Annotated in this window: 19 protein-coding genes and 1 pseudogene; 8 read left to right on the top strand and 12 right to left on the bottom strand. The window is 66.3% G+C overall.

The window, feature by feature from the left end:
* Nucleotides 1-121: 121 nt before the first annotated feature.
* Entirely contained in the window at nucleotides 122-1,282 is a 1,161-nt protein-coding gene (locus tag SOM28_RS24285; protein WP_123067988.1) for an MFS transporter, read from the top strand.
* Between the two features lie 75 nt (nucleotides 1,283-1,357).
* Here the strand turns inward: SOM28_RS24285 and SOM28_RS24280 are convergent, their stop codons facing one another.
* The 3 genes from SOM28_RS24280 to SOM28_RS24270 all read right to left on the bottom strand — a co-directional run bounded on the left by SOM28_RS24280 (nucleotide 1,358) and on the right by SOM28_RS24270 (nucleotide 5,386).
* On the bottom strand, nucleotides 1,358-2,182 hold the full coding sequence (locus SOM28_RS24280) for an AraC family transcriptional regulator (protein ID WP_320469710.1): 825 nt from the start codon (nucleotides 2,180-2,182) through the stop codon (nucleotides 1,358-1,360).
* 342 nt (nucleotides 2,183-2,524) lie between these two features.
* Nucleotides 2,525-3,577 (bottom strand): glycosyltransferase family 9 protein, encoded by a 1,053-nt coding sequence (locus tag SOM28_RS24275; RefSeq protein WP_320469709.1) that lies wholly within the window; start codon nucleotides 3,575-3,577, stop codon nucleotides 2,525-2,527.
* A 162-nt stretch (nucleotides 3,578-3,739) separates the two neighbouring features.
* A complete protein-coding gene (locus SOM28_RS24270) occupies nucleotides 3,740-5,386 on the bottom strand; it encodes a carbamoyltransferase C-terminal domain-containing protein (protein WP_320469708.1) in 1,647 nt (548 codons plus the stop codon).
* A 241-nt stretch (nucleotides 5,387-5,627) separates the two neighbouring features.
* Between SOM28_RS24270 and nudC the strand changes: the two genes are divergently transcribed.
* Nucleotides 5,628-6,449: an NAD(+) diphosphatase gene (gene nudC, locus SOM28_RS24265; RefSeq protein WP_320469707.1), complete on the top strand. Its 822-nt coding sequence runs from the start codon at nucleotides 5,628-5,630 to the stop codon at nucleotides 6,447-6,449.
* A 34-nt stretch (nucleotides 6,450-6,483) separates the two neighbouring features.
* Here nudC and SOM28_RS24260 read toward each other — a convergent pair whose 3' ends face one another.
* Nucleotides 6,484-7,431: a hypothetical protein gene (locus tag SOM28_RS24260; protein ID WP_320469706.1), complete on the bottom strand. Its 948-nt coding sequence runs from the start codon at nucleotides 7,429-7,431 to the stop codon at nucleotides 6,484-6,486.
* A gap of 143 nt (nucleotides 7,432-7,574) precedes the next feature.
* On the opposite strand from SOM28_RS24260, the gene folE reads away from it, so the two are divergent.
* The 3 genes and pseudogenes from folE to SOM28_RS24245 all read left to right on the top strand — a co-directional run bounded on the left by folE (nucleotide 7,575) and on the right by SOM28_RS24245 (nucleotide 9,274).
* Complete coding sequence (gene folE / locus SOM28_RS24255; RefSeq protein ID WP_005664537.1) at nucleotides 7,575-8,141, top strand: GTP cyclohydrolase I FolE; 567 nt, start codon at nucleotides 7,575-7,577, stop codon at nucleotides 8,139-8,141.
* A gap of 80 nt (nucleotides 8,142-8,221) precedes the next feature.
* A pseudogene (locus SOM28_RS24250) lies at nucleotides 8,222-8,494 on the top strand (transposase); the annotation flags it as partial.
* A gap of 171 nt (nucleotides 8,495-8,665) precedes the next feature.
* A complete protein-coding gene (locus SOM28_RS24245; protein ID WP_123067981.1) occupies nucleotides 8,666-9,274 on the top strand; it encodes a phosphatase PAP2 family protein in 609 nt (202 codons plus the stop codon).
* 8 nt (nucleotides 9,275-9,282) lie between these two features.
* Here the strand turns inward: SOM28_RS24245 and SOM28_RS24240 are convergent, their stop codons facing one another.
* The gene (locus tag SOM28_RS24240; RefSeq protein WP_229414821.1) at nucleotides 9,283-9,699 is read right to left on the bottom strand and encodes a hypothetical protein; all 417 of its coding nucleotides are present in this window, start codon (nucleotides 9,697-9,699) and stop codon (nucleotides 9,283-9,285) included.
* 119 nt (nucleotides 9,700-9,818) lie between these two features.
* On the opposite strand from SOM28_RS24240, the gene SOM28_RS24235 reads away from it, so the two are divergent.
* Complete coding sequence (locus SOM28_RS24235) at nucleotides 9,819-11,057, top strand: RtcB family protein (protein ID WP_320469737.1); 1,239 nt, start codon at nucleotides 9,819-9,821, stop codon at nucleotides 11,055-11,057.
* A gap of 31 nt (nucleotides 11,058-11,088) precedes the next feature.
* Nucleotides 11,089-11,280, top strand: coding sequence for a hypothetical protein (locus SOM28_RS24230; protein ID WP_320469705.1), 192 nt, complete (start codon nucleotides 11,089-11,091; stop codon nucleotides 11,278-11,280).
* A gap of 16 nt (nucleotides 11,281-11,296) precedes the next feature.
* Here SOM28_RS24230 and SOM28_RS24225 read toward each other — a convergent pair whose 3' ends face one another.
* Nucleotides 11,297-11,932, bottom strand: a complete 636-nt coding sequence (locus SOM28_RS24225) for an HAD hydrolase-like protein (protein ID WP_123067979.1) — start codon at nucleotides 11,930-11,932, stop codon at nucleotides 11,297-11,299.
* Between the two features lie 123 nt (nucleotides 11,933-12,055).
* Between SOM28_RS24225 and SOM28_RS24220 the strand changes: the two genes are divergently transcribed.
* The gene (locus tag SOM28_RS24220) at nucleotides 12,056-14,623 is read left to right on the top strand and encodes a chemotaxis protein CheW (RefSeq protein ID WP_320469704.1); all 2,568 of its coding nucleotides are present in this window, start codon (nucleotides 12,056-12,058) and stop codon (nucleotides 14,621-14,623) included.
* Here SOM28_RS24220 and SOM28_RS24215 read toward each other — a convergent pair.
* The 6 genes from SOM28_RS24215 to SOM28_RS24190 form a co-directional block, all read right to left on the bottom strand.
* Nucleotides 14,620-15,543, bottom strand: coding sequence for an AraC family transcriptional regulator (locus SOM28_RS24215; protein ID WP_320469703.1), 924 nt, complete (start codon nucleotides 15,541-15,543; stop codon nucleotides 14,620-14,622). The genes SOM28_RS24220 and SOM28_RS24215 overlap by 4 nt on opposite strands.
* A 147-nt stretch (nucleotides 15,544-15,690) precedes the next feature.
* Complete coding sequence (locus SOM28_RS24210; protein WP_320469702.1) at nucleotides 15,691-16,173, bottom strand: MSHA biogenesis protein MshP; 483 nt, start codon at nucleotides 16,171-16,173, stop codon at nucleotides 15,691-15,693.
* Nucleotides 16,170-17,021, bottom strand: coding sequence for a prepilin-type N-terminal cleavage/methylation domain-containing protein (locus SOM28_RS24205; protein ID WP_320469701.1), 852 nt, complete (start codon nucleotides 17,019-17,021; stop codon nucleotides 16,170-16,172). Before SOM28_RS24205 ends, SOM28_RS24210 begins: the two co-directional genes overlap by 4 nt.
* On the bottom strand, nucleotides 17,000-17,479 hold the full coding sequence (locus tag SOM28_RS24200; protein ID WP_320469700.1) for a prepilin-type N-terminal cleavage/methylation domain-containing protein: 480 nt from the start codon (nucleotides 17,477-17,479) through the stop codon (nucleotides 17,000-17,002). The genes SOM28_RS24205 and SOM28_RS24200 overlap by 22 nt, the downstream gene beginning before the upstream one ends.
* The gene (locus SOM28_RS24195) at nucleotides 17,469-17,951 is read right to left on the bottom strand and encodes a GspH/FimT family pseudopilin (protein WP_187271464.1); all 483 of its coding nucleotides are present in this window, start codon (nucleotides 17,949-17,951) and stop codon (nucleotides 17,469-17,471) included. Before SOM28_RS24195 ends, SOM28_RS24200 begins: the two co-directional genes overlap by 11 nt.
* Nucleotides 17,948-21,406 (bottom strand): DUF6701 domain-containing protein, encoded by a 3,459-nt coding sequence (locus tag SOM28_RS24190; protein WP_320469699.1) that lies wholly within the window; start codon nucleotides 21,404-21,406, stop codon nucleotides 17,948-17,950. Before SOM28_RS24190 ends, SOM28_RS24195 begins: the two co-directional genes overlap by 4 nt.
* Nucleotides 21,407-21,479: the final 73 nt, after the last annotated feature.

The raw sequence follows: 21,479 nt of genomic DNA, 5'->3' as shown, positions 1-21,479 counted from the left end.
AAGGTGTTTAGAATTGCCGTCCATCAGCTTCCTGACGTAAATATTTCAGACGCGTCCGGGCTGTAAAAAGCACTCTAGCAATTACTTTACACCTCAAGAAATTTAACAATTCGCGGCTTCCATGCAAACCACTGTTTCTGTTCCACGTCGTTCTTCTTCCGTACTCGTACAAGCCCAGCTGTTTTCGCTGCCGGTCGTGTTTGCCCTGTTCGGTCTGATCATGGGCTCGTGGGCCGGCCGCATCCCGGCCCTGGCCGCCGGCGTCAACGTCTCGCACGCGGCGCTGTCGATGGTGCTGCTGTGCGGCGGCCTCGGCGCCGTGATCTCGTACCCGATCTCGTCGTTCCTGATGGCCCGCTTCGGCGCGCGCAAGACCATCATGATCGCGGGCCTGGCCCTGCTGTGCGTGCTGGTGTCGATCGGCATGGCGCCGGACGTGTCGCGCCTGATGATGGCGGTCCTAATGCTGGGCATCACGGCCAGCACCTTCGACGTCGCCATGAACTCGGCGGCCGCCCGCCGCGAAAAAGAGAGTGGCAAGTCGGAAATGTCGCGCCTGCACGGCCTGTGCTGTGCCGGCGGTCTGGTCGGCGCCACCCTCGGCAGCCTGATGGCCAGCATGAAGATCGCCCCCGCCACCCACTTCCTGATGCTGGCCGGTCCGCTGGCCGTCGTGCTGTGGCTCGCCGTCAACCTGCTGGAAGCGGATGAAGTCGGTGAGAAGGTCGAGAAAAAGAAGTTCGCACTGCCGCGCGGTCCGCTGGTCCTGCTGGGTCTGCTGGGCTTCTTCGGTTCGATGGCCGAAGGCAGCATCGCCGACTGGAGCGGCGTGTTCCTGAAAGAGCATTTCGGTGCATCGGACGGCCTGGCGCCGCTGGCACTGTCGTCGTTCTCGCTGATGATGCTGATGTCGCGCATGGTCGGCGACAAGATGAAGGAACGCTATGGCGCCAAGCGCCTGGTGACCCTGGGCGCGCTGGTCGCCGCATCAGGCCTGTTCTTCGCGGTGCTGGCGCCGAACGCCTACGTCGCCCTGGGCGGCTTCGCGATCGCCGGCGTCGGCCTGGCCCTGGTATTCCCGTTCGTGTTCAGCGCCGCCGGTGCGCAAGGCCCGGCTGCCCTGGCGGCAGTGGCCAGCATGGCCTATAGCGGTAGCCTGATGGGCCCGCCGGCGATCGGCGCCGTCGCCCACTTCGTCGGCATGCAGGCAGCCATCGCCTACGTCGGTGGCCTGTCGCTGGTGATCGCCATGGTGGCGTGCCGTACCCGATTGCTGAAGTAAGAAGATGGCGGCCTCGACGGCCGCCTCGTAGTAGTTCGACGCAGACGCATCCGCAAGGATCGTCTGCGTTTTTTATTAGCTGGCCGCCTGCTTGAGCCACTCGCGCGGCGAGGCGCCCATCATCGTGGTGAAGGCGCGGGTAAACGTGGAGGGGCTGGTGTAGCCGGCGCGGCTGCTGACCTGCTTGACCGGCATGCCCTGGCGCAGCAGGCGGCTGCCGACGCCGATGCGCCAGCGGGTGAGGTATTCGCCCGGCGGGATGCCCATCACTTCGCGGAAGCGTTCGGTGAAGGCGGCGCGCGACATGCAGGCGACCTGGGCCAGCGATTGCAGGCTCCAGGGTTCGTGCGGACGCTCGTGGATGGCAGCCAGCGCCAGCGACAACTGGCGGTCGGACAGCCCGGCCAGCAAGCCCACCGACAGCCTGCCACTGTCGAACTCGCGACGGATGACCTGGATCAGGAGGACGTCGCACAGGCGGTCCAGGATCACTTCGCGTCCCGGTTCGCTGCGGGCGGCCTCGTTGAAGAGCAGGTCGAGCGTGGAGTGCAGTCCGGCGATCTCGCTCAGCGGCAATACCAGGCATTGCGGCAGGATGCGCGCCAGTGGATTGCTCATCCCGTCCTGGAACACGATGTGTGCGCACAGCAACTCGGCGCTGTGGCCCGGATGCACCTGCAGCCGGTGGCTGGCGCCGCGGGGATAGAACAGCAAGGTCGGCTGGGTAATGCTGGTCACGGTCCCGTCGTCATGGAAGAAATCCACGGGGCCGGCTCGCACGACGTGCAACTGGCCGGATACGCCGTCTTCCGTGAATTGATTGGCATCGCAAAACGTCCCGTTGTAGAAGATGCGGGCATTGAACGAGTGGCGGCCGACCAGTGATGACAGTTTGTCCATGACGATAAGGATGTCGAATTGATCCAGGTATTCTGGACGAAAAAATAGTTTGCCGCGTGGGAATTGGTGAGATTTAGGATGCGGATACAACGCTTTGTGACATCCGTGACGTTTCCCACGTGTTTCTCGGCAAAGGAAGAACTCCACTGACGCCGGCTTTGTCACGGGTGTGCTTGACTGCGTGCAACTCCCTATAGTGGTGGCAACATACCTTGGAAAGCCGGTACGTAGTAATGGCTGGCTTTACATCATCGGTTCATAGCCTGTTCATCATTATCGATCAACAGTCACGGTGGCCAGCCGATGGCGGCCGAGGTTTTCGCGGATGCGGGACGCGGTCGCTCACCAATAAGGCCACATCCCCGCTGCCCGTTGCCTGCTGGGTTCGGCTCCCGTGAGCAAGGTGCGCGCGTGTTGCAGCACGACGGTGGCGCGCTCGGCCCCGGGATCCCAGATGCAGCGGTGACGCAGGCGGTCGAGCGGCGCCCAGCGCGCGATGTCGGCCTTGCTGAAGATGACCACGCTGTTCAGCCCCAGCCCGGCCGCGATGTGCGACACCCCGGTGTCGTTGCAGACCAGCAGGCGCGCGCGGCTCATCAGGGCCGCCATGGCGCCGATCGAGATCGGGGCGGCCGCGATGATGGCAGGCGCGTGCATGCGATCGGCGACCGCCTGCGCGAGCGGCGCCTCGTCCGCCGACCCGGTCAGGACGATGCGCATGCCGAACTCGTCGGCAAGCCGGTCGGCCACCCTGGCGAAGCGTTCCGGCGGCCAGCAGGTGTCGCGCTGGCGCGCTCCCGGGTGCACGCAGATATAGGCGCCCGGCTCGAGCCCTGCCGCCAGTCCGCTGGCGGCAAGCTCGTCCTCGTCTTCGCGCAGGATCGGGAACTCCAGGTGCGTGCCGGCCACCGGCGCCCCGAGCTGGTCGACCAGGTGCAGCAGGCGTTCCGGCTCGGCGCCCGTCTCGGGGTAGGGGACGAGGACGGTCTTTTCGGTGGTCAGGGGCTTGCCGCGGGAGTGGCCCGCCATCGCGGTCGCCCCGAACCCGGAAACGATGTGGTTCGCGATGTCGCCGCTGCCGTGCAACTGCACCGCCAGGGTGAATTCGCGCGCACATACCGTGGCATAGAACGGGGGCAGGTCGTCGTGGTGCACGGTTTGCTCGGGCAGCAGGGGATGGCCCGGGAAGGGCAGGAATTCATCGAGGTAGGCGCTGAAACGGTGGACGAACTGCGCCGCCCAGGGCAGGCCGACAAGGGCAATCCGGGCCTTGGGCAGGGCGGTGCGCAGGGCGCGCAGGGCAGGAACCGCGCACAGCATGTCGCCCAGATGCAGCGCGCGGAACACCACGACGGACTGGACCGGGAGACGATGCAGCAAAGGTCGCCGGAGCATGGTTTTCTCCTCTCACTATCGTTTTTCATCGTCGCGAATTCTTGTCGTTCGCCGATGTGCCATCTTGCTACGCTACCTAAGCCGGCCCATGCCGCTCGCGCGAAGGAAGGTCTTGCCAGTGGCAGTCGAGGTGGCAGGCCGCCAGCACCTGGTAGCCGCGGATCATGCCGGCAGCCCGGGTTCGTGGCGCTTCATGACGAGGTAGGGCGGCATGGCCAGGCCGTGCAGGGGCAGGCGCCGGAAGGTGGCGACGGCCTCTTGCGGCGTCTCGACCAGGGGTTCATGCCTGTCGCTCAAGGAGGCGTTGAGCAGCACCGGCACCCCGGTACGCACTTCGAAGCCGGCCAGCAGGGCGCGCAGCACAGGATCGTCGCTGGGCCCGACCGTTTGCAGGCGCGCGCTGCCGTCGACGTGGGTGACCGCCGCCAGCAGCGGCATCACGCTGCTGCGCACCGGTACGGCGAACTGCATGAAGGGCGATGGCGCCCCCAGGTCGAAGTACTGGGATGCACGCTCTTCGGCCACCATGGGGGAGAAGGGGCGGAACCACTCGCGTTCCTTGACGCGCACGTTGATCCAGTCGCGCATGCGTTCGCGGCGCGGATCGGCCAGGATGCTGCGGTGGCCCAGCCCGCGCGGGCCGAATTCGCTGCGGCCCTGATACAGGGCGACGACCCGCCCCGAACACAGCAGGTCGAGCATGCGCGCGCACAGGGCGTCGCGCCCGCGCGGATGCTCGACGATCAGGTCGCTCGCGCCATCGAGCGCCGCCTCGATGTCGGCCAGCTGGGGCGCCGGACCGAGATAGTCGTGGGTCCAGCGGAAGTCGACGCTGCGGCCGGCCAGTTCGAGCAGGCCGTGGATGGCGCAGCCGAGGGCGGCGCCGGCCGCGCCCGGCGCCGGCGGCACGAACACGCGCCGGAACGGGCCTTCGCGCAGCAGGCGCGCATTGGCCGCGCCATTGAGGGCGGCGCCGCCGGTGAGGCACAGGTCGTCCAGGCCGGTGCGCCCGTGCAGCCAGTGGGCCAGCGCCAGCAGCGCTTCTTCGAAGGCGCGCTGGCCGGCCGCCGCCAGGTTGGCGCAGTCGGTGAAACTGGCCTTGGGCGAGCCGAAGCGGAAACGCTCGGCGTTTTCGAGCAGCACCGGCCAGGCCTGCGGGATGGTGAGCTGCATGCCTTCGACCCCGAGGTGCGGCAAGCCGAGCGCGTGCGGATCGCCGTAGGGCGCCAGGTCGGCCACCTTGCCCTCGTTGCCCTGGCCCGGGAACAGCGCCTGGGGGAGGCTGGCGTAGAACATGCCGAGCCCGGCCGCATGCCGGTCGTCATCCCCGCCCAATTGCCGGCCGATGCAGGCGATGCGTTCGCGGTCGACGCGGTGGCAGGAGGCGACTTCGCGCCGCCCGTCGGCCCCCGGGCTGCCCCGGCCCCCCACGACCATCACCGCCGCCTCGCGGAAGGGAGACGGGTGGAAGGCGCCGACCACCTGCGCCAGGTGCTGCGGAATGCGGGCGCGCCGCGCGCCGCGGGCGAAGGAGAGCGTGCTGTCGCCGTCGCTGCTGGCCTCCTCGCTGACCACCCCGTCGGCAACCCCGCCGGACGCATGGCATTCGACCAGTACGTCGAGCGGCCGCTCGAGCCCGGACAGGCGGGGCAGGTAGAACGCGCCCATGTCGCCCGGTTCTCCCGGGTGGTGCTTGTGGCGCGTGAGGCGCTCTTTCTGGATTGCCCATTGCACGTGCGAGCCGTGCATGAGGCAGACGCTCGCATGCCGGCCGCGGTTTATGCCGAGCACAACGGGGGTATCGTCCATCGTTTTCTCCTGGTTAGCGCAGCGGCAGGTCAGTGGGTCGAACACCGGGGGCGAAAGCCGGTGTCGTATGCCGGAATGAAAGCGGCGGGCAGCATGCGGTGGTCAGCCATTCTTTGAGCGCGACCGTTCAGGATTAGTTCGCGGCCACGCGGCGAATTCGGCCCGCCGCGCCGGGCCGGCGCCTGTACGTTGCCGGGAAAGGCGGTATCATCATTGGATCCTGGCCACCATCCTCCCGACCATGCTCCAGACGCCCGCCTCCTTCACGCCGCTGTTCGCGCCGCATCCCGATCCGGAACCCTTGAACTTCATTTTCCACAAGGGACAGCTCCTGGTGCGCGAAGACGGGCCGGCATTGCCGGACGTGGCGGCGCTGGAGCGCATGGGCGTGGCGCCCGCCACGCTGCAACCGCTGGGCTTGCTGGACGGGCGGTATTGCCAGGCCGGCTGGTTCGACCTGGAACCCGCGCTGCCGCCGGGCCATGCCTGGCGCGGCCTGCGCGCGCTGTTCGGGGCGATCGACGAGGCGCTGGTGGGCGTCGCGGGCCGTGCGGCGCAAGTGGCCGAATGGGCGCGCACCCACCGCTTCTGCGGCGTGTGCGGCAGCGGCACCGTGCTGGCCGTCGGCGAGCGCTGCTTCAAGTGCGTCAATTGCGGCCACATGGCCTATCCGCGCATCTCGCCGGCCATGATGGTGCTGATCCGCAAGGGCGACTCGGTGCTGCTGGCCAAGCACCTGCAGCATGCGACGCAGCGCTTCGTGCCGCTGGCCGGTTTCCTGGAAGCGGGCGAGTCGATCGAGGAAGCGATCCACCGCGAGGTGTTCGAAGAGGTGGGCCTGCGCGTGCACAATCTGCGCTACTTCGCCAGCCAGTCGTGGCCGTTCCCGCATTCGCTGATGCTGGCCTTCACGGCCGACTATCTCGAAGGCGAGATCCGGGTCGATACCAGCGAGATCGCCGAGGCGCGCTGGTTCGGGCCGGACGACGAATGGCCGGAGCGGGTGCCGCAGATGTCGATCTCGAGCGTCCTGGTGGACGCCCATCGCCCGCCCGGCCGTTAAAGACCGGCCAGCGGACGCACGCGGGGCTGCACGCTCAGGAGTGGACTGGCGCCACTGCCGGGGCCACTGCCGGGGCCACTGCCGGGGCCACTACGACGGTCACGCCATCCGGCGCGCGGGCGGCGGCCGGCGTCGGCGTGGGCGCCAGGGCCTGTTCGACATTGAACGGGGCCGGCTTGGCGCCGGTGCCGCGCAGGTTGATCGCGCGCTGCAGGATGTCGAACCAGAATGGCGCGCCGAACAGGGTGGTGCTGGCGGTGACCAGCCAGCCCGAGGCCTGCAGCGCGAACGCGGCATCGAGCACCGGCGGAAAGAGTTGCCAGCCGATCGGCAGCACCCACAGCTGGGCCATCACCTCGGCGTCCAGCCCGTCGGGCACGGCGGTGATGTGGGCCGCCATGGCGGGATGCTGCCACAGCGTCTGGAACAGGTGGATGCTGTCGATGTTGAACAGGATCGTCAGCAGCAGCGAAACCAGGAACGAGATCAGCAGCTGGCGCCGCTTGTAGACGCCGGACAGGCGTTCCATGGCGGTTTCGAACCAGCCGGCAAGGGCCGCCTGGAAACGCTGCAAGTCGCCGTCCGCCTGCCGGTACAGGGTCTGCAGGGTGCGCCGCAATTGAGGATCGGGGATGGCGGCGATGTCGGCCTCGAGCGAGCCCTGGGTGCCGCGGATGGCGTCGATCAGCGCGATCGCGAAGTTTGCCGGTTCGATGTAGGATGGCCGATGCCTGGCGGGCAGGCGTGCGCCGGGATCGAGTCCACCGGCGCGCGGGTTGACCAGCGGATGCGCATACAGCACCCGCGCCGTGGCCTCGAAGCGGGGATCGTTGAGCATGCGCTTGACGGCATCCTGCAGCATGCTGGCGCGCAGGTGGAAGCTGGCGGCCAGGGCCTCTTGCAAAGTGGTGACGACCAGCGCCAGGGTGCCGTAGCAAAATGCCAGACCGATGGCGACTTCCAGAACCGTGCTGCCGAACATAGCGCTCTCCCAGGCTGGAACCACGCTCAACGCTAAGCGAGATGTGTCATATCGGATTTAATTTTCCTCAAGAATAGGGTGGTCGCCAGCCGGTGACAGTGCTTCCCTATATACTTGCGGCAATCGTTTTTTTAAGGTGCACCATGTCTGACAAAGAAGCTTTCACCGAACACGACTGGCGTCGTCTCCTCACCAGCCTGGGCGAAAATCCGGAACGTCCGGGCCTGGTCGAAACGCCGGCGCGCGTCGCGAAAGCCTGGAAACACTGGACCTCGGGCTACAACCAGGATCCGGTGGAAGTGCTCAAGGCGTTCGAGGATGGCGCCGAGGAATACAATGAACTGATCGTGGTGCGCGGCATCCCGGTGTATAGCCACTGCGAACACCACCTGGCGCCGTTCTTCGGCAAGGCCACCGTCGGCTACCTGCCGAACGGGAAGATCGTGGGCCTGTCCAAGCTGACCCGCCTGGTCGACATCTTCTCCAAGCGCCTGCAGGTGCAGGAACGCATGACGATGCAGATCGCCAATGCGCTAATGGAAGTGCTGGAACCGAAGGCCGTCGGCGTCGTTGTCAAGTGCCGCCATATGTGCATGGAAAGCCGTGGCATCCGCGCCATCGGCGAAGAAACCATCACCTCGACCCTGCTGGGCGAACTGCAACCGAACCTGGCGCTGCGCACCGAGTTCCTCGCGCTGGCGCGCGACTGAGATCCCTGGAATAGGTTACCTTGTAAATACAACGGGAACCTGTTCCAGATCAGGACCTCCAAGTTGTTTTGGAGGTCAGTATGGATCGTCCAGCCTATCCCAGTGATATTCCCCGCGAGCAGTTCGAGGCGATTCGCACCATGCTCGAGGCGGCCCGGCGCAAGACGCGTCCGCGCAAGCATGATTTATACGATGTGTTCTGCGCCGTGCTGTACTTCCTGCACACCGGCACCACCTGGCGTGCGATGCCTCCCGGCTATCCGCCCTGGCGCACCGTGCACGAGTATTTCACCCAGTGGACCATGCAGCGCGAGAACGGCCAGTCGCTGCTAGAAAGTGTGCTGGAGAGAGCGGAGAGACCGGCCGAACTTGCCCAGCTGCGCTCCCTGCTGCACAAACGCTAGGCACTGCCCGCAGGCTGTCACTTCTTTGTCACATTCTGTTGCACTTTGCCAAAGGTGTGCAGGAATGGATGGGCTAAGCTATGGAAAAAGTTATCAATTTTTCATCAATAGCCCCGCGCCATGATCGAGCACGTCAACCTCATCCTGTTTTCCGTCCTGAACGCCCACGCTGGCCTGACTGGCTGGCAATTGCTGGGGGCTGTGTTTGCGGCCGAATGGCTGATTTTCCTGGTGCCGTTTTCCCTGGTGCTATTGTGGGTCAGCGGAACGGGACCGCGGCGCGAGGTGGCGCTGCGCGCCTTCCTGGCGGCGGCCTGTGCGCTGACCGTGAACGCCATGATCGGCCACCTGTGGTACAGCCCGCGTCCCTTCGTGGCCGAGATCGGCCATACCTTCCTGCGGCATGCCCCCGACAGCTCCTTCCCCAGCGACCACGCAACCAGCATCTTCTCGGTGGCGCTGGTGCTGGCCTTCAGCCGCGTACCGCTGGCGCGCAGCCTGGGACTGGTGATGCTGCCGCTGTCCCTGATCGTGGCCTGGTCGCGCGTCTATCTGGGCGTGCATTGGCCGAAAGACATGATCGGCGCGCTGCTGGTGTCGGGCGGCTTTGCACTGCTGGCCTATACGCCGCTGGCCCAGGCCGCCTGTACACGGGCGCTGCCGGCGCTCGAGCTGGTCTATCACCGGCTGCTGGCGCTGCCGATCGGTCGCGGCTGGCTGCGGCCCTGATTTCCTGATTATTCGGTCGGCGCTTCCGGCTTTTCGAAGGTCAGCTTGTCGTCGTCCCCGAGTTCGAAGATCCCCAGCGGCAGGCCGGTGATGGCGTCGGCATCCGGCGCTTCCTGCCCGGTGCAGTCCGTGGTGTCGATCTGCCAGGCCTGGTCGTCGGCGCGCAAGGTATAGACGTTGTTGCCGTTGCCGAACAGCTCGACCTGCAAACCCGACAGCCATACCGAACCCAGCTCGAGCTGGCGCTGGCATTCCGGCAGGCGCGACATGATCACGCGCAGCGTTCCTTCCTTGGTCCAGAAAGTATCCTTTTCGACCCTGACCGTGATCGCGTGATCGGTATTGGGATCGATGGAATAGGTGGCCGTCTCGATGAAGCAGCCGGTCAGCAGCAGGGGAGCCAGGAAGATGGGGAGTAGACGCATCGGCAGTGTCATTGTTCATTCATGCAACAGTGTGGTGTGCCGAGTATAGCAATAGCGATAAGGGCCAGGCCAATTCAGGCGGACACCATGGATTGCCGTTTTGCGCCATCATGCGCCGCATGGAACAGAACGACTACGATGTGCTCGGCGGTACGGACCAGCTTCGTCCCATCAAGATGTGGACCCGGGGCGTGCCGGTCGAGCCCGAAGCGAAGGAGCAGTTGTCGAAACTGGCGCAACTGCCGTTCGTCTTCCACCACGTCGCCGTCATGCCCGACGTCCATGTTGGCAAGGGATCGACGATCGGTAGCGTGATCCCGACCCTGGGGGCCGTGATCCCGGCCGCGGTCGGCGTCGACATCGGTTGCGGCATGATGGCCGCCAAGACCACGCTGCGCGCCGAGGACTTGCCCGACAACCTGGGCAAGCTGCGCAGCGCCATCGAGCAGGCGGTGCCGCATGGCATGTCGCCCAAGACACGCAATGCCAGGGGCCGCGACGCCGGCTCCTGGGACAAGCCGCCGCCGGCCGCCGATGCCGGCTGGGCCAGGCTCAAGGATGAGTTCGACGAAATCTGCCGCAAATACCCGAAGCTGCGCCATGCGAACCACTACAAGCACCTGGGCACACTGGGTAGCGGCAACCACTTCGTCGAGGTCTGCCTGGACGAGGAAAACTTCGTCTGGCTGATGCTGCATTCCGGCTCGCGCGGCGTGGGCAATGCGATCGGCACCCATTTCATCGAGCTGGCGCGCCAGGACATGCGGCGCCACATGGTCAATCTGCCGGACCAGGACCTGGCCTACCTCGAAGAAGGCACCCAGTACTACGACGACTATGTCGAGGCGGTCGGCTGGGCCCAGAAGTTCGCGCGCATCAACCGCGAAGTGATGATGCAGAACCTGATCGGCGCCGTCCGCAGCGTGATCAGGAAGCCTTTCGAGACGCATGTCGAAGCAGTCAATTGCCACCATAACTATGTGCAGCGCGAGCGCCACTTCGGCAAGGACGTCCTGATCACGCGCAAGGGCGCGGTGTCGGCGCGCGAAGGCGAGCTGGGCATTATCCCCGGTTCGATGGGCGCGCGCAGCTTCATCGTGCGCGGCAAGGGCAATCCAGAAAGTTTCAACAGCTGCAGCCATGGCGCGGGACGCGTGATGAGCCGCACCGAAGCCAAGCGCCGCTTCACGGTGGCCGACCAGGAACGCGCCACGCGCGGGGTCGAATGCCGCAAGGACGAAGGCGTGATCGATGAAATCCCGATGGCCTACAAGGACATCGACGCCGTCATGCACGCCCAGCGCGAGCTGGTCGACGTGGTCCACACCCTCAAGCAGGTGGTGTGCGTGAAGGGATGAGCGCCCCATCTTCCACAAAGCGAGCCTGTCCATGATTGAAGACCAAAGCCTGACTGCCCGTTCCGGCAACGCGCCGGTAGCGCCACGCGCCGAGGTGAGCGATCCGGAGCACAATCCGGCGCCATCTACTCCGCCCGACAACCTGTGCCGCGCCGGCAGCTATGCCGGTCTCGTCACGGCGGTACGCAAGGCGGTCGAGCGCAAGGCCGACTTCGGCAGCTGAAGCGGGCTGAGGGGCGCTACCGCCGCGCCAGCGACAGCAGGTCGGCGGGCGCGCCGAACTCGCGCTCCGGCGCCGTCCGGCGCAGCATCTCGATCGGCGCATAGCCCCAGCTGACCGCGCCGAAGCCGATGCCGGCGCGGCGCGCGGCGTCGGCGTCGGTGCTCTGGTCGCCCACGTACAGCGCCTGCGAGGGCGGCGTGCCCGCCCGCCGCACCACCTTGCGGATGCGCGCGGCCTTGCCGAAGATCGACATCCCGCATTCGTACTGCCCCATCAGGGCCGCCAGCTCGGGGCCGAGCACGGCGCGCACGTTTTCCTCGGCATTCGAGGACACCACCGCCAGCCGCACGCCAGCGCGGTCGAGCGCGTGCAAGGTGGGGCCGATGCCGTCGAACAGCGGGATGCGGCCCGAGCCGGTGACGGCGCGCATGTGCTCGATAAAGGAGCGCGAGGCGAACGGCAGCTTCCAGGCCGGCATGCCGACGTGGCGCATGACGTCGCGCGGACCGTAGTGGCGCAGCCGCTCGGCCTGCTCGGCGTCGACGCGCCGGAAACCATGCTGGTCGGCGATATCGTTGAACACGCTCAGGAAGAAGGGCCAGGAGTCGGCCAGCGTGCCGTCGAAGTCGAAGATCGCCAGGCGGTAGCTCATGCGGGGAGCCGGGAAAGAATGGTCATGGCGCGATTATAGAAGAGGGCGACCATGGGACGACGCCATCGAAACCGAATGGCATGCGTTTTGCTTAACGGGAAGTAGATTTTACCCCTACCTCCCATGAACCAAGAACCCGATACCGATCTGGTGGAGAGCTTCCTGCCATACATGCAGGATGTCGTGAAGCGCCAAACGGCGCTGCATGAGCTGCACCAGACATGGCGCCTGATCGAGGCGTCCGCGAAGATGAATTGCCCGCTCGAGGCGCGCCTGCTGTTGCCGGCCGTGCTGGCCACGCGCACCGGCCTGGTGCAGCTGGAGCGCGACCTGGTCGCCAATATGGTGTCCGAAAAGGTGCGCCAGGTAACCCGCGAGGCCGCCACGCGCGCGCAGTATGCGCTCGACCTGCTGGTGCGCAACCTGTTCGAGCGCACTGCCGATGTGGGCTTCCTGGCGGCCGACCTCGACCTGTGCCGCTTCCTGGCGCGCCTGGCCGCCGGCGAGGCGCCTGACCGCGAGGCGGCGCGCCGGCGCCTGGTGGCCTACCGCGACAAGTACACCGTGTACGACGACATCGTGCTGCTGGCGCCGGACGGAGCGGTGCTGTTGCGGGCCGATGCCGGCGCCACGCTGGAGCGGAGCAGCGATCCCCTGGTAGAAGCCACCCTGGCGGCGCCGGGCTATGTGGAGACCTTCCGCGCCAGCGACCTGCGTCCCGGTGCGCCGCATGCATTGCTGTACTCGCAGGCCATGCGCGATCCCGACAGCGGCGCCATCCTCGGCGTGCTGTGCCTGAGTTTCTCTTTCGAGCACGAGCTGGACGCGATCTTCACTGCCTATGGCGGCGCCGACCGGCGCGCCAATATGCTGCTGCTCGATGCCGATGACCGCGTCGTCAAGAGCCTCGATCCGCTGTGGATCGCGCCCGGCGTGCGGGTGCCGGTCAACCTCGATGGCGCCCCGGCTCCGTGCCTGTTCGCCGGCCGCGAATACCTGGTCGCCACCGGCATCTCGCAGGGCTACCAGGGCTATCCCGGCCCGCCTGGCTGGAAGACGCAAGTGATGGTACCGCTCGAGCTGGCCTTCCGCGGCGCGCACCCGGACGCGGCGGCCCAGCTGGCGCCACGCATGCTGCAGGGACTGCTGTCGCACGCCCACACCTTCAGCCCGGCGTTGCATGCGCTGATGTCGTCGGTGCTCGGCGCCACCCAGGCGATCAAGCGCATCGTCTGGAACGGCAAGGTGACCAGCAGCGGCGCCGCTGCCGGCAATAGCGGCGGCCGCCTGGATCCGGTGCTCGACCAGATCACGGAAACGGGCGAACGCAGCGACGAGGCTTTTTCGAAGTCGATCCAGGGCCTGTACCAGACCGTGCTGGCGTCGAGCCTGCAGGAGGCCGGCGCCACCGCCCAGCTGCTGGTCGACATGCTCGACCGCAGCCTGTACGAGCGCGCCAACGACTGCCGCTGGTGGGCCCTGGCCGGCCAGCTGCGCCAGGCGCTGGCCGGCGGCGACGATCCACGGCAAGCCGAGGCGATCGGCGCGCTCCTGGGCCACATCAACGGCCTGTACACGGTGTACAGCCGCCTGTTCGTGTACGACCGCAGCGGCCGCATCGTGGCCGCCACCGGTTCGCAGGAGGTGGTGGGCAGCCGCATCGCCAGCGATACGCTGGGCGCCGTGTGCGGCCTGCGCAGCGAGATGGACCACTATGCCGAACCGTTCGGCGCATCGGCGCTGTACGACGGCCGGCCGACCTTCGTCTATCACGCGGCGATCCGCCACCCGGAGCGCGAAGCGACGGTGGTGGGCGGCATCGGCATCGTGTTCGACAGCGGGGTGGAGCTGCGCAATATGCTGGACAGCGGCGTCGCCGGCCGCGCCGACATGCAGGCCTTCCTGGTCAGTCCCGACGGCCGCGTGCTGTGCGGCACCGACCCGGACCAGCCGGCGGGGACGCAACTGGCGCTCGATCGTTCATTGCTGGAGGCGGCGGCGCGGCACGGCGCCGCGCGCCGCATCGTGGAGCATGCCGGCCATTACTGCGTGGCGGCCTGCGCGCGCGCCGGGGGCTACCGCGAGTTCCGCGCAGGCGCCAGCCGCGAGGAGCCGGTGCTGTCGGTGCTGCTGCAATCCTTCGGGCCGGTGCGCGAGGAGGCCGAGCTGGCGGCGCTGGCCGGCGCCGAACGTGTAAGGTCGGAGCACGAGCATGGACGCGACTATGCGCTGTTCCAGGTGGCCGGCGCCCTGATGGCGCTGGACGCCGCGGTCGTGATCGAGGCGCTGCCGTTCGCGCGGGTCAAGCGCACGCCGCCGACGGACGGCGCGCGCATCGGCATGCTGGACGTCGAGGCCGAGCTTGGGCAGCACCCTGGCCAGGTAAGGCGGCCAGGTTTCGTCTGGGTGTTCGACCTGGCGCGCCTGGTCTCCGGCCGTGCGCATGCGCCGCGCGCGGACGGCCAGGTGATCCTGGTGCGCCACGGCGCCACCACGGTCGGCCTGGTGGTGGACGACGTGCATTCGGTGCAGCGCTTCGATCCGGCGGCGTCCACCGCCATCGGGCTGGCGGGCGACGATGCCGCGCTGGCGGCCGGCCTGATCAAGGCGAACGGCGGCGCGCTGCTGATCCAGGAGCTCAGCGCGCAGCGCATCCTGGAGCGGGTCTGCGGCGCGCCGGTGACCGCCTAGCGCATCGCCTGCAGCAGGCTGGCGCCACCCTGCGACTGGCGCAGCCGCGTCGAGTCGCGCCCCGGCGACAGGCCGAAGAAGCGCGCGTATTCGCGCGAGAACTGCGAGCTGCTCTCGTAGCCGACCGCATGGCCGGCGCGCGCCGCATCCTTGGCGCCGGTGAGCATCAGGCGCCGCGCTTCCTGCAGGCGCAGCTGCTTCTGGTATTGCAGGGGGCTCATCGACGTCACCGACTTGAAGTGCTCGTGCAGGGTCGATGAACTCATGCCCACGTCGCCGGCCAGGCGCTCGATGCTCAGCGGGCGGTTGAAGTTATCCTTGATCCAGCAGATCGCGCGCGTGACCTGGGCCATGCGGCCTTCGCCGCGTGCGATGTGGCGCACCACGTCGGCGTGTTCGCCGGTGAGCAGGCGGTAGTGCAGCTCCTTGAGCAGCAGCGGGGCCAGGACCGGGATGTCGTCCGGGTTCTCGAGCAGGCGCACCAGGCGCGCCGCGACGTCGGCCAGGCCGGGCGTGGTCTCGCTCAAAAACAGGCCGCGCGCCGACGCCGCGCCGCGTGCGCGCGGGATGGGGCGTCCCGGCAGTTCGAGGTCGAGCGCGGCCAGCATCTGCGGATCGAGGTCGACCCGCAGGCACAGATAGGGCTCTTCCTCGCTGGCCTGGGTGACGCAGCCGGTCACCGGCAGGTCGACCGACACCACCAGGAACTTGGCGGGATCGTAATGAAAATCGCTGCCGGCCAGCGACACCAGCTTGGCTCCCTGGGCGATGATGCAGACCGCCGGCGCATGCACCACGTGCAGCGGGTCGGTGGTGCGGTCGCTGCGGATCAGCCACATGCCCGGCACCTGGCTCCGGTGCATGCCTTCGTCAGGCGCATGGCGGGCGATCAGGTCGGCGAGGTCACGGATCGCTTGCATTGTCGGCCTCCTCGTGGCATGGTGATTGGTGCCCCTATTACACCTTATTAACGGGGTACGATGCTCCGCAAGACTTGCCCAATCCTCCGGAAATGGCGCTAGACGACGCCACCGTTGGCGCGCAAGACCTGGCCGTTGATAACAATCTCAGTAGCAGAACTCATTATTGGCGGTCATGCAGACGGTGGCGACCCGTTTCCGTTCCACGTAGTCGGGCCGTGGCACGCTGGCGTCGTCCGGGCAGGCGCCAGCGCCATTGCAGGCGACCGACTCGATCCGGTAGATGTGCTTGATGACCGATACCGGCGCCCCGCTGGCATCGGCTTGCTCGCCTTCGCGATAGACGCGGTAGGAACACGTGACCTTGACGTTGAAGCCGGCGTCGCTGACGAAGTCGGTGAGGCTCGCGGTGCTGCCGGCCTCCGTGCAGCGGCTGCCGAGGTCCTGGTAGACCCATTCGATGCCGCCGCGCGCGGCCAGACCAGCGCGAGCTGAGAGCAAGGCCTGGTTGACGGTGGTTTGCTGGGTATTGGTCAGCTGCAGCAGGGCCACCGCGATCCCGGCGATCACCACCAGGAACACGATCGCCGCGATATAGGCGAAGCCGGATTGTGGGCGCGGTTGGCTCATGGCACGTTGTCCACGTGGGCGCCGATGATGAGCGGGACCGACTCGCCCTTGTCGCTCAGGGTCAGCTGCAGCTGGATGAAGCCGCTTTCCTGGGTCGCGCCCTGGTTGGGGGAATAGATGAAGGCGCAATGCGATACCTTGTCCGCGACCAGCGCGGCGCCGGCCGGCGCCTCGCTCGGGCAGGTCGGTTCGGGATGGAAGGCCGCGTCGGCGAGGCGATACAGCTTGCCTGCCCCAGTGCACAGGTAGGTGACGACTTTTTCGTCCTTTGGCACGACAACGAAGCGTCCGCCGTCATAGCCCGGGGGGATCTGGATGGCGGCGTCGAGGGTGATGCTGGAGACACCAGTGGCGGCGTTCGTGGGGGCGCCCGATGCATTGACGATGCCGACGTTCACCTGCTTATAGACGTCGTCCGTGTTCTGGTTGCCGATCACGATGGCATCGCCCTGGACGGGCGTGTTGGTGGCCTCGGTCAGCACATCGAACCGGCTCCTGGCTTCGGTATCGTCGAGGAAGTCGCCGGCCACAGTGTTGCCGTCGATGTGAGGACCCATGCGATAGCGGCCGCCATCCTTGGTCGGCACCAGTTCCATGCACGTGGACGACCCGAGCCGCAACGAATTGGGCACCGCGCTGCGCACTTCGCCGACGATCTTGCGCAGGGCGGTGTCGGCCTGGTTGGTCAGCGCCGCGCGCTGCCCGACCAGCAGGTAACTGCGGATTGCCGGCAGCAGTTGCAGGACCAACACGCCGCCGATGATGCCGATCAGGACGATGACGACGATCAGCTCGACCAGCGTGAAGCCACGCGCAGGCAGGCGCCTCATGGTGTTGCTGGCTGCCATGGCCGGGTCCTCCATCCGGTGAGCTGCAGTTGCTGGCCGCCGCGTTCCGTCACCACCACCTGGATGCGCCGGGCATCGGCGGCATCGGCGACGTTCGTCAGCGTTGTCGGGGTGACGCTGACCGCGACGTCGTAGCGGTCCAGGCCCGCGACTGCGCTGCCGTCCACGGCCACGATGCCGCCGGCGGTCGCATACTTGTTGTAGTGGCCGATCTCGGTATAGTCGGCGCGGCCTGCGGGCTGTGCGGCGTTGCCACCGTCGGTCAGATAGGGCTTGAGCATGACCTCTTCCATCATGGTCTCGGCGATCGCCAGCATTTGCTGGGTGATCAGCGGGTCGGCGCTGGCGACGTTGGCGCGGTTGTAGACCGCGACCAGGCCGGCCAGCGCCGTGCCCACGATCACGATGGCGATGATCAGCTCGACCAGGGTCATCCCGGCCATGCGCTTAATTGACAAGGCCGGTCCTCCCGTCGACGTGGATCGTGCGCCGTACGCCACTGGAATCGCTGACCGTGATGTCGAAGCCCGTGAGCGGTGCGTCGCCCGCCGTGGCGGCGATGGTGCCGTCCGGACGGAAGAACAGGGCGGGCCGCGGGTTGTTCATGCTGATCTTGTCATCGTTGCTGTCGAACGTGCCGTCCCCGGCGCCGTCGAGCTGCAGGTTGCAACTGGCGGTGCCGGCAGTCGGGCTGATGCGCAGTTGGAGAGTGCGTTGGAGGGTCGTCACGCACACGATGCGGCGCTTGGCCACCGCGCTCTTCTGGGCGGTGCGCAATGCGCTGGCCACCTGGTCGCCGAAGACGATCGCATTGATGCTGTTCTCGCCCATCAGCCGTGGGATGCCGATCGCGGCCAGCACGCCGATCAGCACCATGACCGTGATCAGTTCGACCGTCGTGAAGCCGTCCTGCGGCCTAGTGTGCTTCAATTGAACACCTCGCGCATGTGGATGATGCGGCGGCTCTCGGGCGCGAAGATGCCGAAGGTGGCGCGGCCGGATGGGTCGGTGCAGCCGCTGAGCGATTGCAGCCAATGCAGGTTGGCGAACGATGTCTGAGGATGCGACTTCAGGCAGGATTGGTCCTGCCCGGTGCCTGCGCCGGCGCCGAGGTTGAATGCGATGTCGATCCAGCCCGCCGTATCGCCCTGGACTGGCAGTTTTGCCTTGCCGCCCTCGAGTTTTAGATCGGATAAGACCTGGGTCTTGGGCTTGGCGCCGTTTCCGTTGGCATGCGCATGCGAGGTCTGTGCGATGGCCGCCGCAGGCACGATGGTGAAATCATCCCGGTTGTTGAACAGCCAGCTCTTGCCGCTCCAGTATTCCGCCGTGACTGGTAGATCGAGCGTGGAGCCTGCGCGGCCGAATAGCGTGGCGATGCGCAGGCGTCCGCTGCGGATTTCCGGCTGCGCTTTTTCATGGGCTTTTTCGCCCGCCGACGTGATGTCGTGGCCGGCAGGCAGGATGCCGGTGGCCGCCTTGTTTGCTACGCGCAGGCGAATCGGCGTGGGCGTGGTGCGCGCGTTACCGAACTGGAAGGTCGCCTGGGGCGACTTCGTCGAAGAAGTCCAAGTGGCGATGCCTGCCACGAAATCGCTCGCCGCGAGCGTTCCGGCAAGTGTGCCGAAATCGTCGGTAAACGGCGTGCCTTCGGTATCGACAGCACTCAGGGTAAATGCGTGATCCGACCCATACACGGCCGGATAATTGGTGGTCGGCTGGCCCTTCGCGTTCATGGCCGTGATCTTGAGCGGAATCGGCTCGCGCGAATAATAGAAGGTCAGGTCCTTGCCGTCCTGCTGCACGATGCGCGCGGTGTCGTTCAGCTCGACCTGGAAGTACATCGGCACGAAGGGGCCGACGGTGCTCGTCGTGCAGGGCTCCGGTTCATTCTTGCCTGTAGTGCTGACGGTATCCAATTCGGTGCCCAGGAAATCCTGCAAATCCGCCCGCAGGTTGATCGAGCCGGCTTCGGAATAATTCGCCGCTACCGTTGCCTTGCCGTCGGTGAACTCGGTCATGACGGGCGCCAGCGCGCCTTTGGTGCAGGGCATGCTGACCGTGGTTCTGGTTGCATTAGCGGTGGTGGGATAGCCGGCCTTGTTGAAGTTGGGTGTCGTGGCGCCGCCTGCGTTTCGTGCGGTCAGCTTCACGTCGAAGTCCAGGCCGGCGCGCAAGGGGCTCGGAGTGACGATGTCGAAATGGTCCGGTGCGGCCGTGAACGTGTGGGCGCCGCTGATCTCATCGGTCTTGGCACTCAGCGTCACCTTGCCGGCGTCGGTGTAGGTCAGGCCGATCTGCGCTTTGGCGTTGCCGTCGAAAGCGGTGTCCCACAAGACCAGCTTGGTGGCTGAGCACATCAGTTCGACAGGATTGGCGGGATTCGTTCCGAGCGTGCGCGCGAGCATCACCGGCATGGTGCCGCTCGTCGGCTCACCATGGCTGCAGGTGTACTGGACCGGCTTGGTGACATTGATGAAGGCCGGTTTGCATTCGGCGCCGTTCGACTTGAGCGCCTGCAGTTCGGCCGTCACCCAGTTGCCGGCCTTGTGGTTCGGCACCTTGATCTGGAAACCGACGTCGCCCGTGAAGTTGACGTCGCAACTGGACGAATTGTTCGAACTGTTCTTCGTGTTGCGGCACCTGAACTGCGTCGCCCCGCCGTCGAGCGTCAGCGACAGCTTGTTGACGCCCTTGCGGGCGCTCGATACCTGGACCGTGCCGGAGCCGATGAAGTTGGCGCTGGCGCCGCCCGGCTGCATGATCACCCTTGTGGAAGTGGCGAGCTTCTGGCTGCAGTCGTCATTCGCGCACGCACTGACCTTGACGTCCTTTGTCGAGCAGGTGGCGACGTCGTTGCCGTCATGTTCGATGAGGAAGTGGCTGAACGTGCCGCCTACGGGTTTTGGACTTTCGCAGCGCGGCCCATTGGCGGTATTGACCGGATAATCGCTCTGGTTGTCGACGCAGTCGCAATATCCCGGCCGCGTGCCCTTCTTGCAGAAGATCTTCTCGCTGACGCGACCATGCCAGTACAGGGTCGCGAAGTCCACGGCAGCATTGCCGTTGACAATCGCGTCCGAGGCTTCCAGCTTGAGTTGGCCGGTATCGACGTCGCCCTTGATGCGCACGGCGTGCCCCATGGTGAGGTATTTGGCCGCAGTGACCTTGCCGGTGACGACGCTGCTGGCCGCATACATGTCGATCTCGGGCGAGGTGATGTCGCCGTTGACCGTGCTGCCCGAGGCCAGCGTGAAGCGGCTGGTTGCGACGATATTGCCTTTCAGGGTGACGGGCGAACTGGTGGTGACGACGGTGCCGCTGATCGCGCCATCGATGTTCGCGTGCGATCCGATCGTGATCGGCCCTTTCGAGGTCACGGTGCCCACGATGGTCGACGGCGAATTGAGCGTGATCGAGGTCGTGCCGCTGATCGGTCCGCGGATCGACGAATGCGAGCCCACCGTCAGGACGTCGCTGGCCTTGACCGCGCCGGTGATCGTGACCGAAGCATCGAGGGTGATGGCGGTGCCGGTGACATCCGAGCCCACGCTGCTGCTGGAGCCGATCGTTACCCGCCCCGCCGAGGTCAGGCTGCCGCCGATCTTGACAGACGAGTTGGTGGTGACCTCGGATCCGCTGACCGCGCCGGTGACGATACTGCTGGAGCCGATCGACACAGCGCCTGGCGACGCCAGGTTGCCGGTAACCGTGACCGATGAGTCGGCGGTAATGGATGCGCCGGTGACGCCCGCGCCGATGCTGCTGCTCGAGCCGATCGACACCGCCCCCGTCGCGTTCAGGCTGCCGCTGATCTTGACCGACGAGCCGACGGTGACCTGGACGCCACTGACCGAGCCGTTAACGATGGCGCTGGTGGCGACCGACAGCGCGCCTTTCGACACCATATTGCCGGTGATCTGGAAACCCGCTTCGCCACCGAGCGTCATGGAGCCAGCCGTCACATTGGCCGTCACGCGGATCGGCCTGGTCAAGGTGAACTCGCCGGCCGCGTCGAACGAACCGCCGGAAATGCTGATTTTTGCCGGGTTGATCCCGTTGAGGTTGATGGAGCCGCCACTGGTCAGGCGTGCGCTGCCGGACATCGACACGCCATAGTCCCAGCCTGGACTGACACTGGATTTAATATGGACGCTGTAGCCGTTGGCGATCGCCATCGAGTCGTCCCATGCGGTCGAGGGCAGGTTGCCGCAGGTGTAGGCATTGCCGTCAAGTTGGCAACCTTTTACTTTATTTCCATTGAATGCATGCACCTCTCCAGCTTCGGCCGGCGCCTGGCTCAGGCATAGGGCGCCCAGCAGCAGCCACGCCCACAGGCGTAACGCTGGAGTCGGAATCGCGAGGAAGACGGAAGGTAAATGCACGAAGACCCTGACGCTATGCGTAATGCCCGAAAGTGTGCACCGGATTGCCGCCAGGCGACAATAAGTTTTTCAC

The organism is Massilia sp. CFBP9026, from assembly GCF_034045165.1.
GTDB lineage: Bacteria > Pseudomonadota > Gammaproteobacteria > Burkholderiales > Burkholderiaceae_D > Telluria > Telluria arenae.
The sequence above is the reverse complement of the archived record's forward strand: the minus strand, read 5'-3'. Positions and strand labels throughout refer to the sequence as shown.

Bases quoted from the DNA above. Each gene is read 5' to 3' on its own strand.
- SOM28_RS24285 (WP_123067988.1), top strand. From the start codon at position 122: ATGCAAACCACTGTTTCTGTTCCACGTCGTTCTTCTTCCGTACTCGTA.
- SOM28_RS24280 (WP_320469710.1), bottom strand. From the start codon at position 2,182: ATGGACAAACTGTCATCACTGGTCGGCCGCCACTCGTTCAATGCCCGC.
- SOM28_RS24275 (WP_320469709.1), bottom strand. From the start codon at position 3,577: ATGCTCCGGCGACCTTTGCTGCATCGTCTCCCGGTCCAGTCCGTCGTG.
- SOM28_RS24270 (WP_320469708.1), bottom strand. From the start codon at position 5,386: ATGGACGATACCCCCGTTGTGCTCGGCATAAACCGCGGCCGGCATGCG.
- nudC (WP_320469707.1), top strand. From the start codon at position 5,628: ATGCTCCAGACGCCCGCCTCCTTCACGCCGCTGTTCGCGCCGCATCCC.
- SOM28_RS24260 (WP_320469706.1), bottom strand. From the start codon at position 7,431: ATGTTCGGCAGCACGGTTCTGGAAGTCGCCATCGGTCTGGCATTTTGC.
- folE (WP_005664537.1), top strand. From the start codon at position 7,575: ATGTCTGACAAAGAAGCTTTCACCGAACACGACTGGCGTCGTCTCCTC.
- SOM28_RS24245 (WP_123067981.1), top strand. From the start codon at position 8,666: ATGATCGAGCACGTCAACCTCATCCTGTTTTCCGTCCTGAACGCCCAC.
- SOM28_RS24240 (WP_229414821.1), bottom strand. From the start codon at position 9,699: ATGCGTCTACTCCCCATCTTCCTGGCTCCCCTGCTGCTGACCGGCTGC.
- SOM28_RS24235 (WP_320469737.1), top strand. From the start codon at position 9,819: ATGGAACAGAACGACTACGATGTGCTCGGCGGTACGGACCAGCTTCGT.
- SOM28_RS24230 (WP_320469705.1), top strand. From the start codon at position 11,089: ATGATTGAAGACCAAAGCCTGACTGCCCGTTCCGGCAACGCGCCGGTA.
- SOM28_RS24225 (WP_123067979.1), bottom strand. From the start codon at position 11,932: ATGAGCTACCGCCTGGCGATCTTCGACTTCGACGGCACGCTGGCCGAC.
- SOM28_RS24220 (WP_320469704.1), top strand. From the start codon at position 12,056: ATGAACCAAGAACCCGATACCGATCTGGTGGAGAGCTTCCTGCCATAC.
- SOM28_RS24215 (WP_320469703.1), bottom strand. From the start codon at position 15,543: ATGCAAGCGATCCGTGACCTCGCCGACCTGATCGCCCGCCATGCGCCT.
- SOM28_RS24210 (WP_320469702.1), bottom strand. From the start codon at position 16,173: ATGAGCCAACCGCGCCCACAATCCGGCTTCGCCTATATCGCGGCGATC.
- SOM28_RS24205 (WP_320469701.1), bottom strand. From the start codon at position 17,021: ATGGCAGCCAGCAACACCATGAGGCGCCTGCCTGCGCGTGGCTTCACG.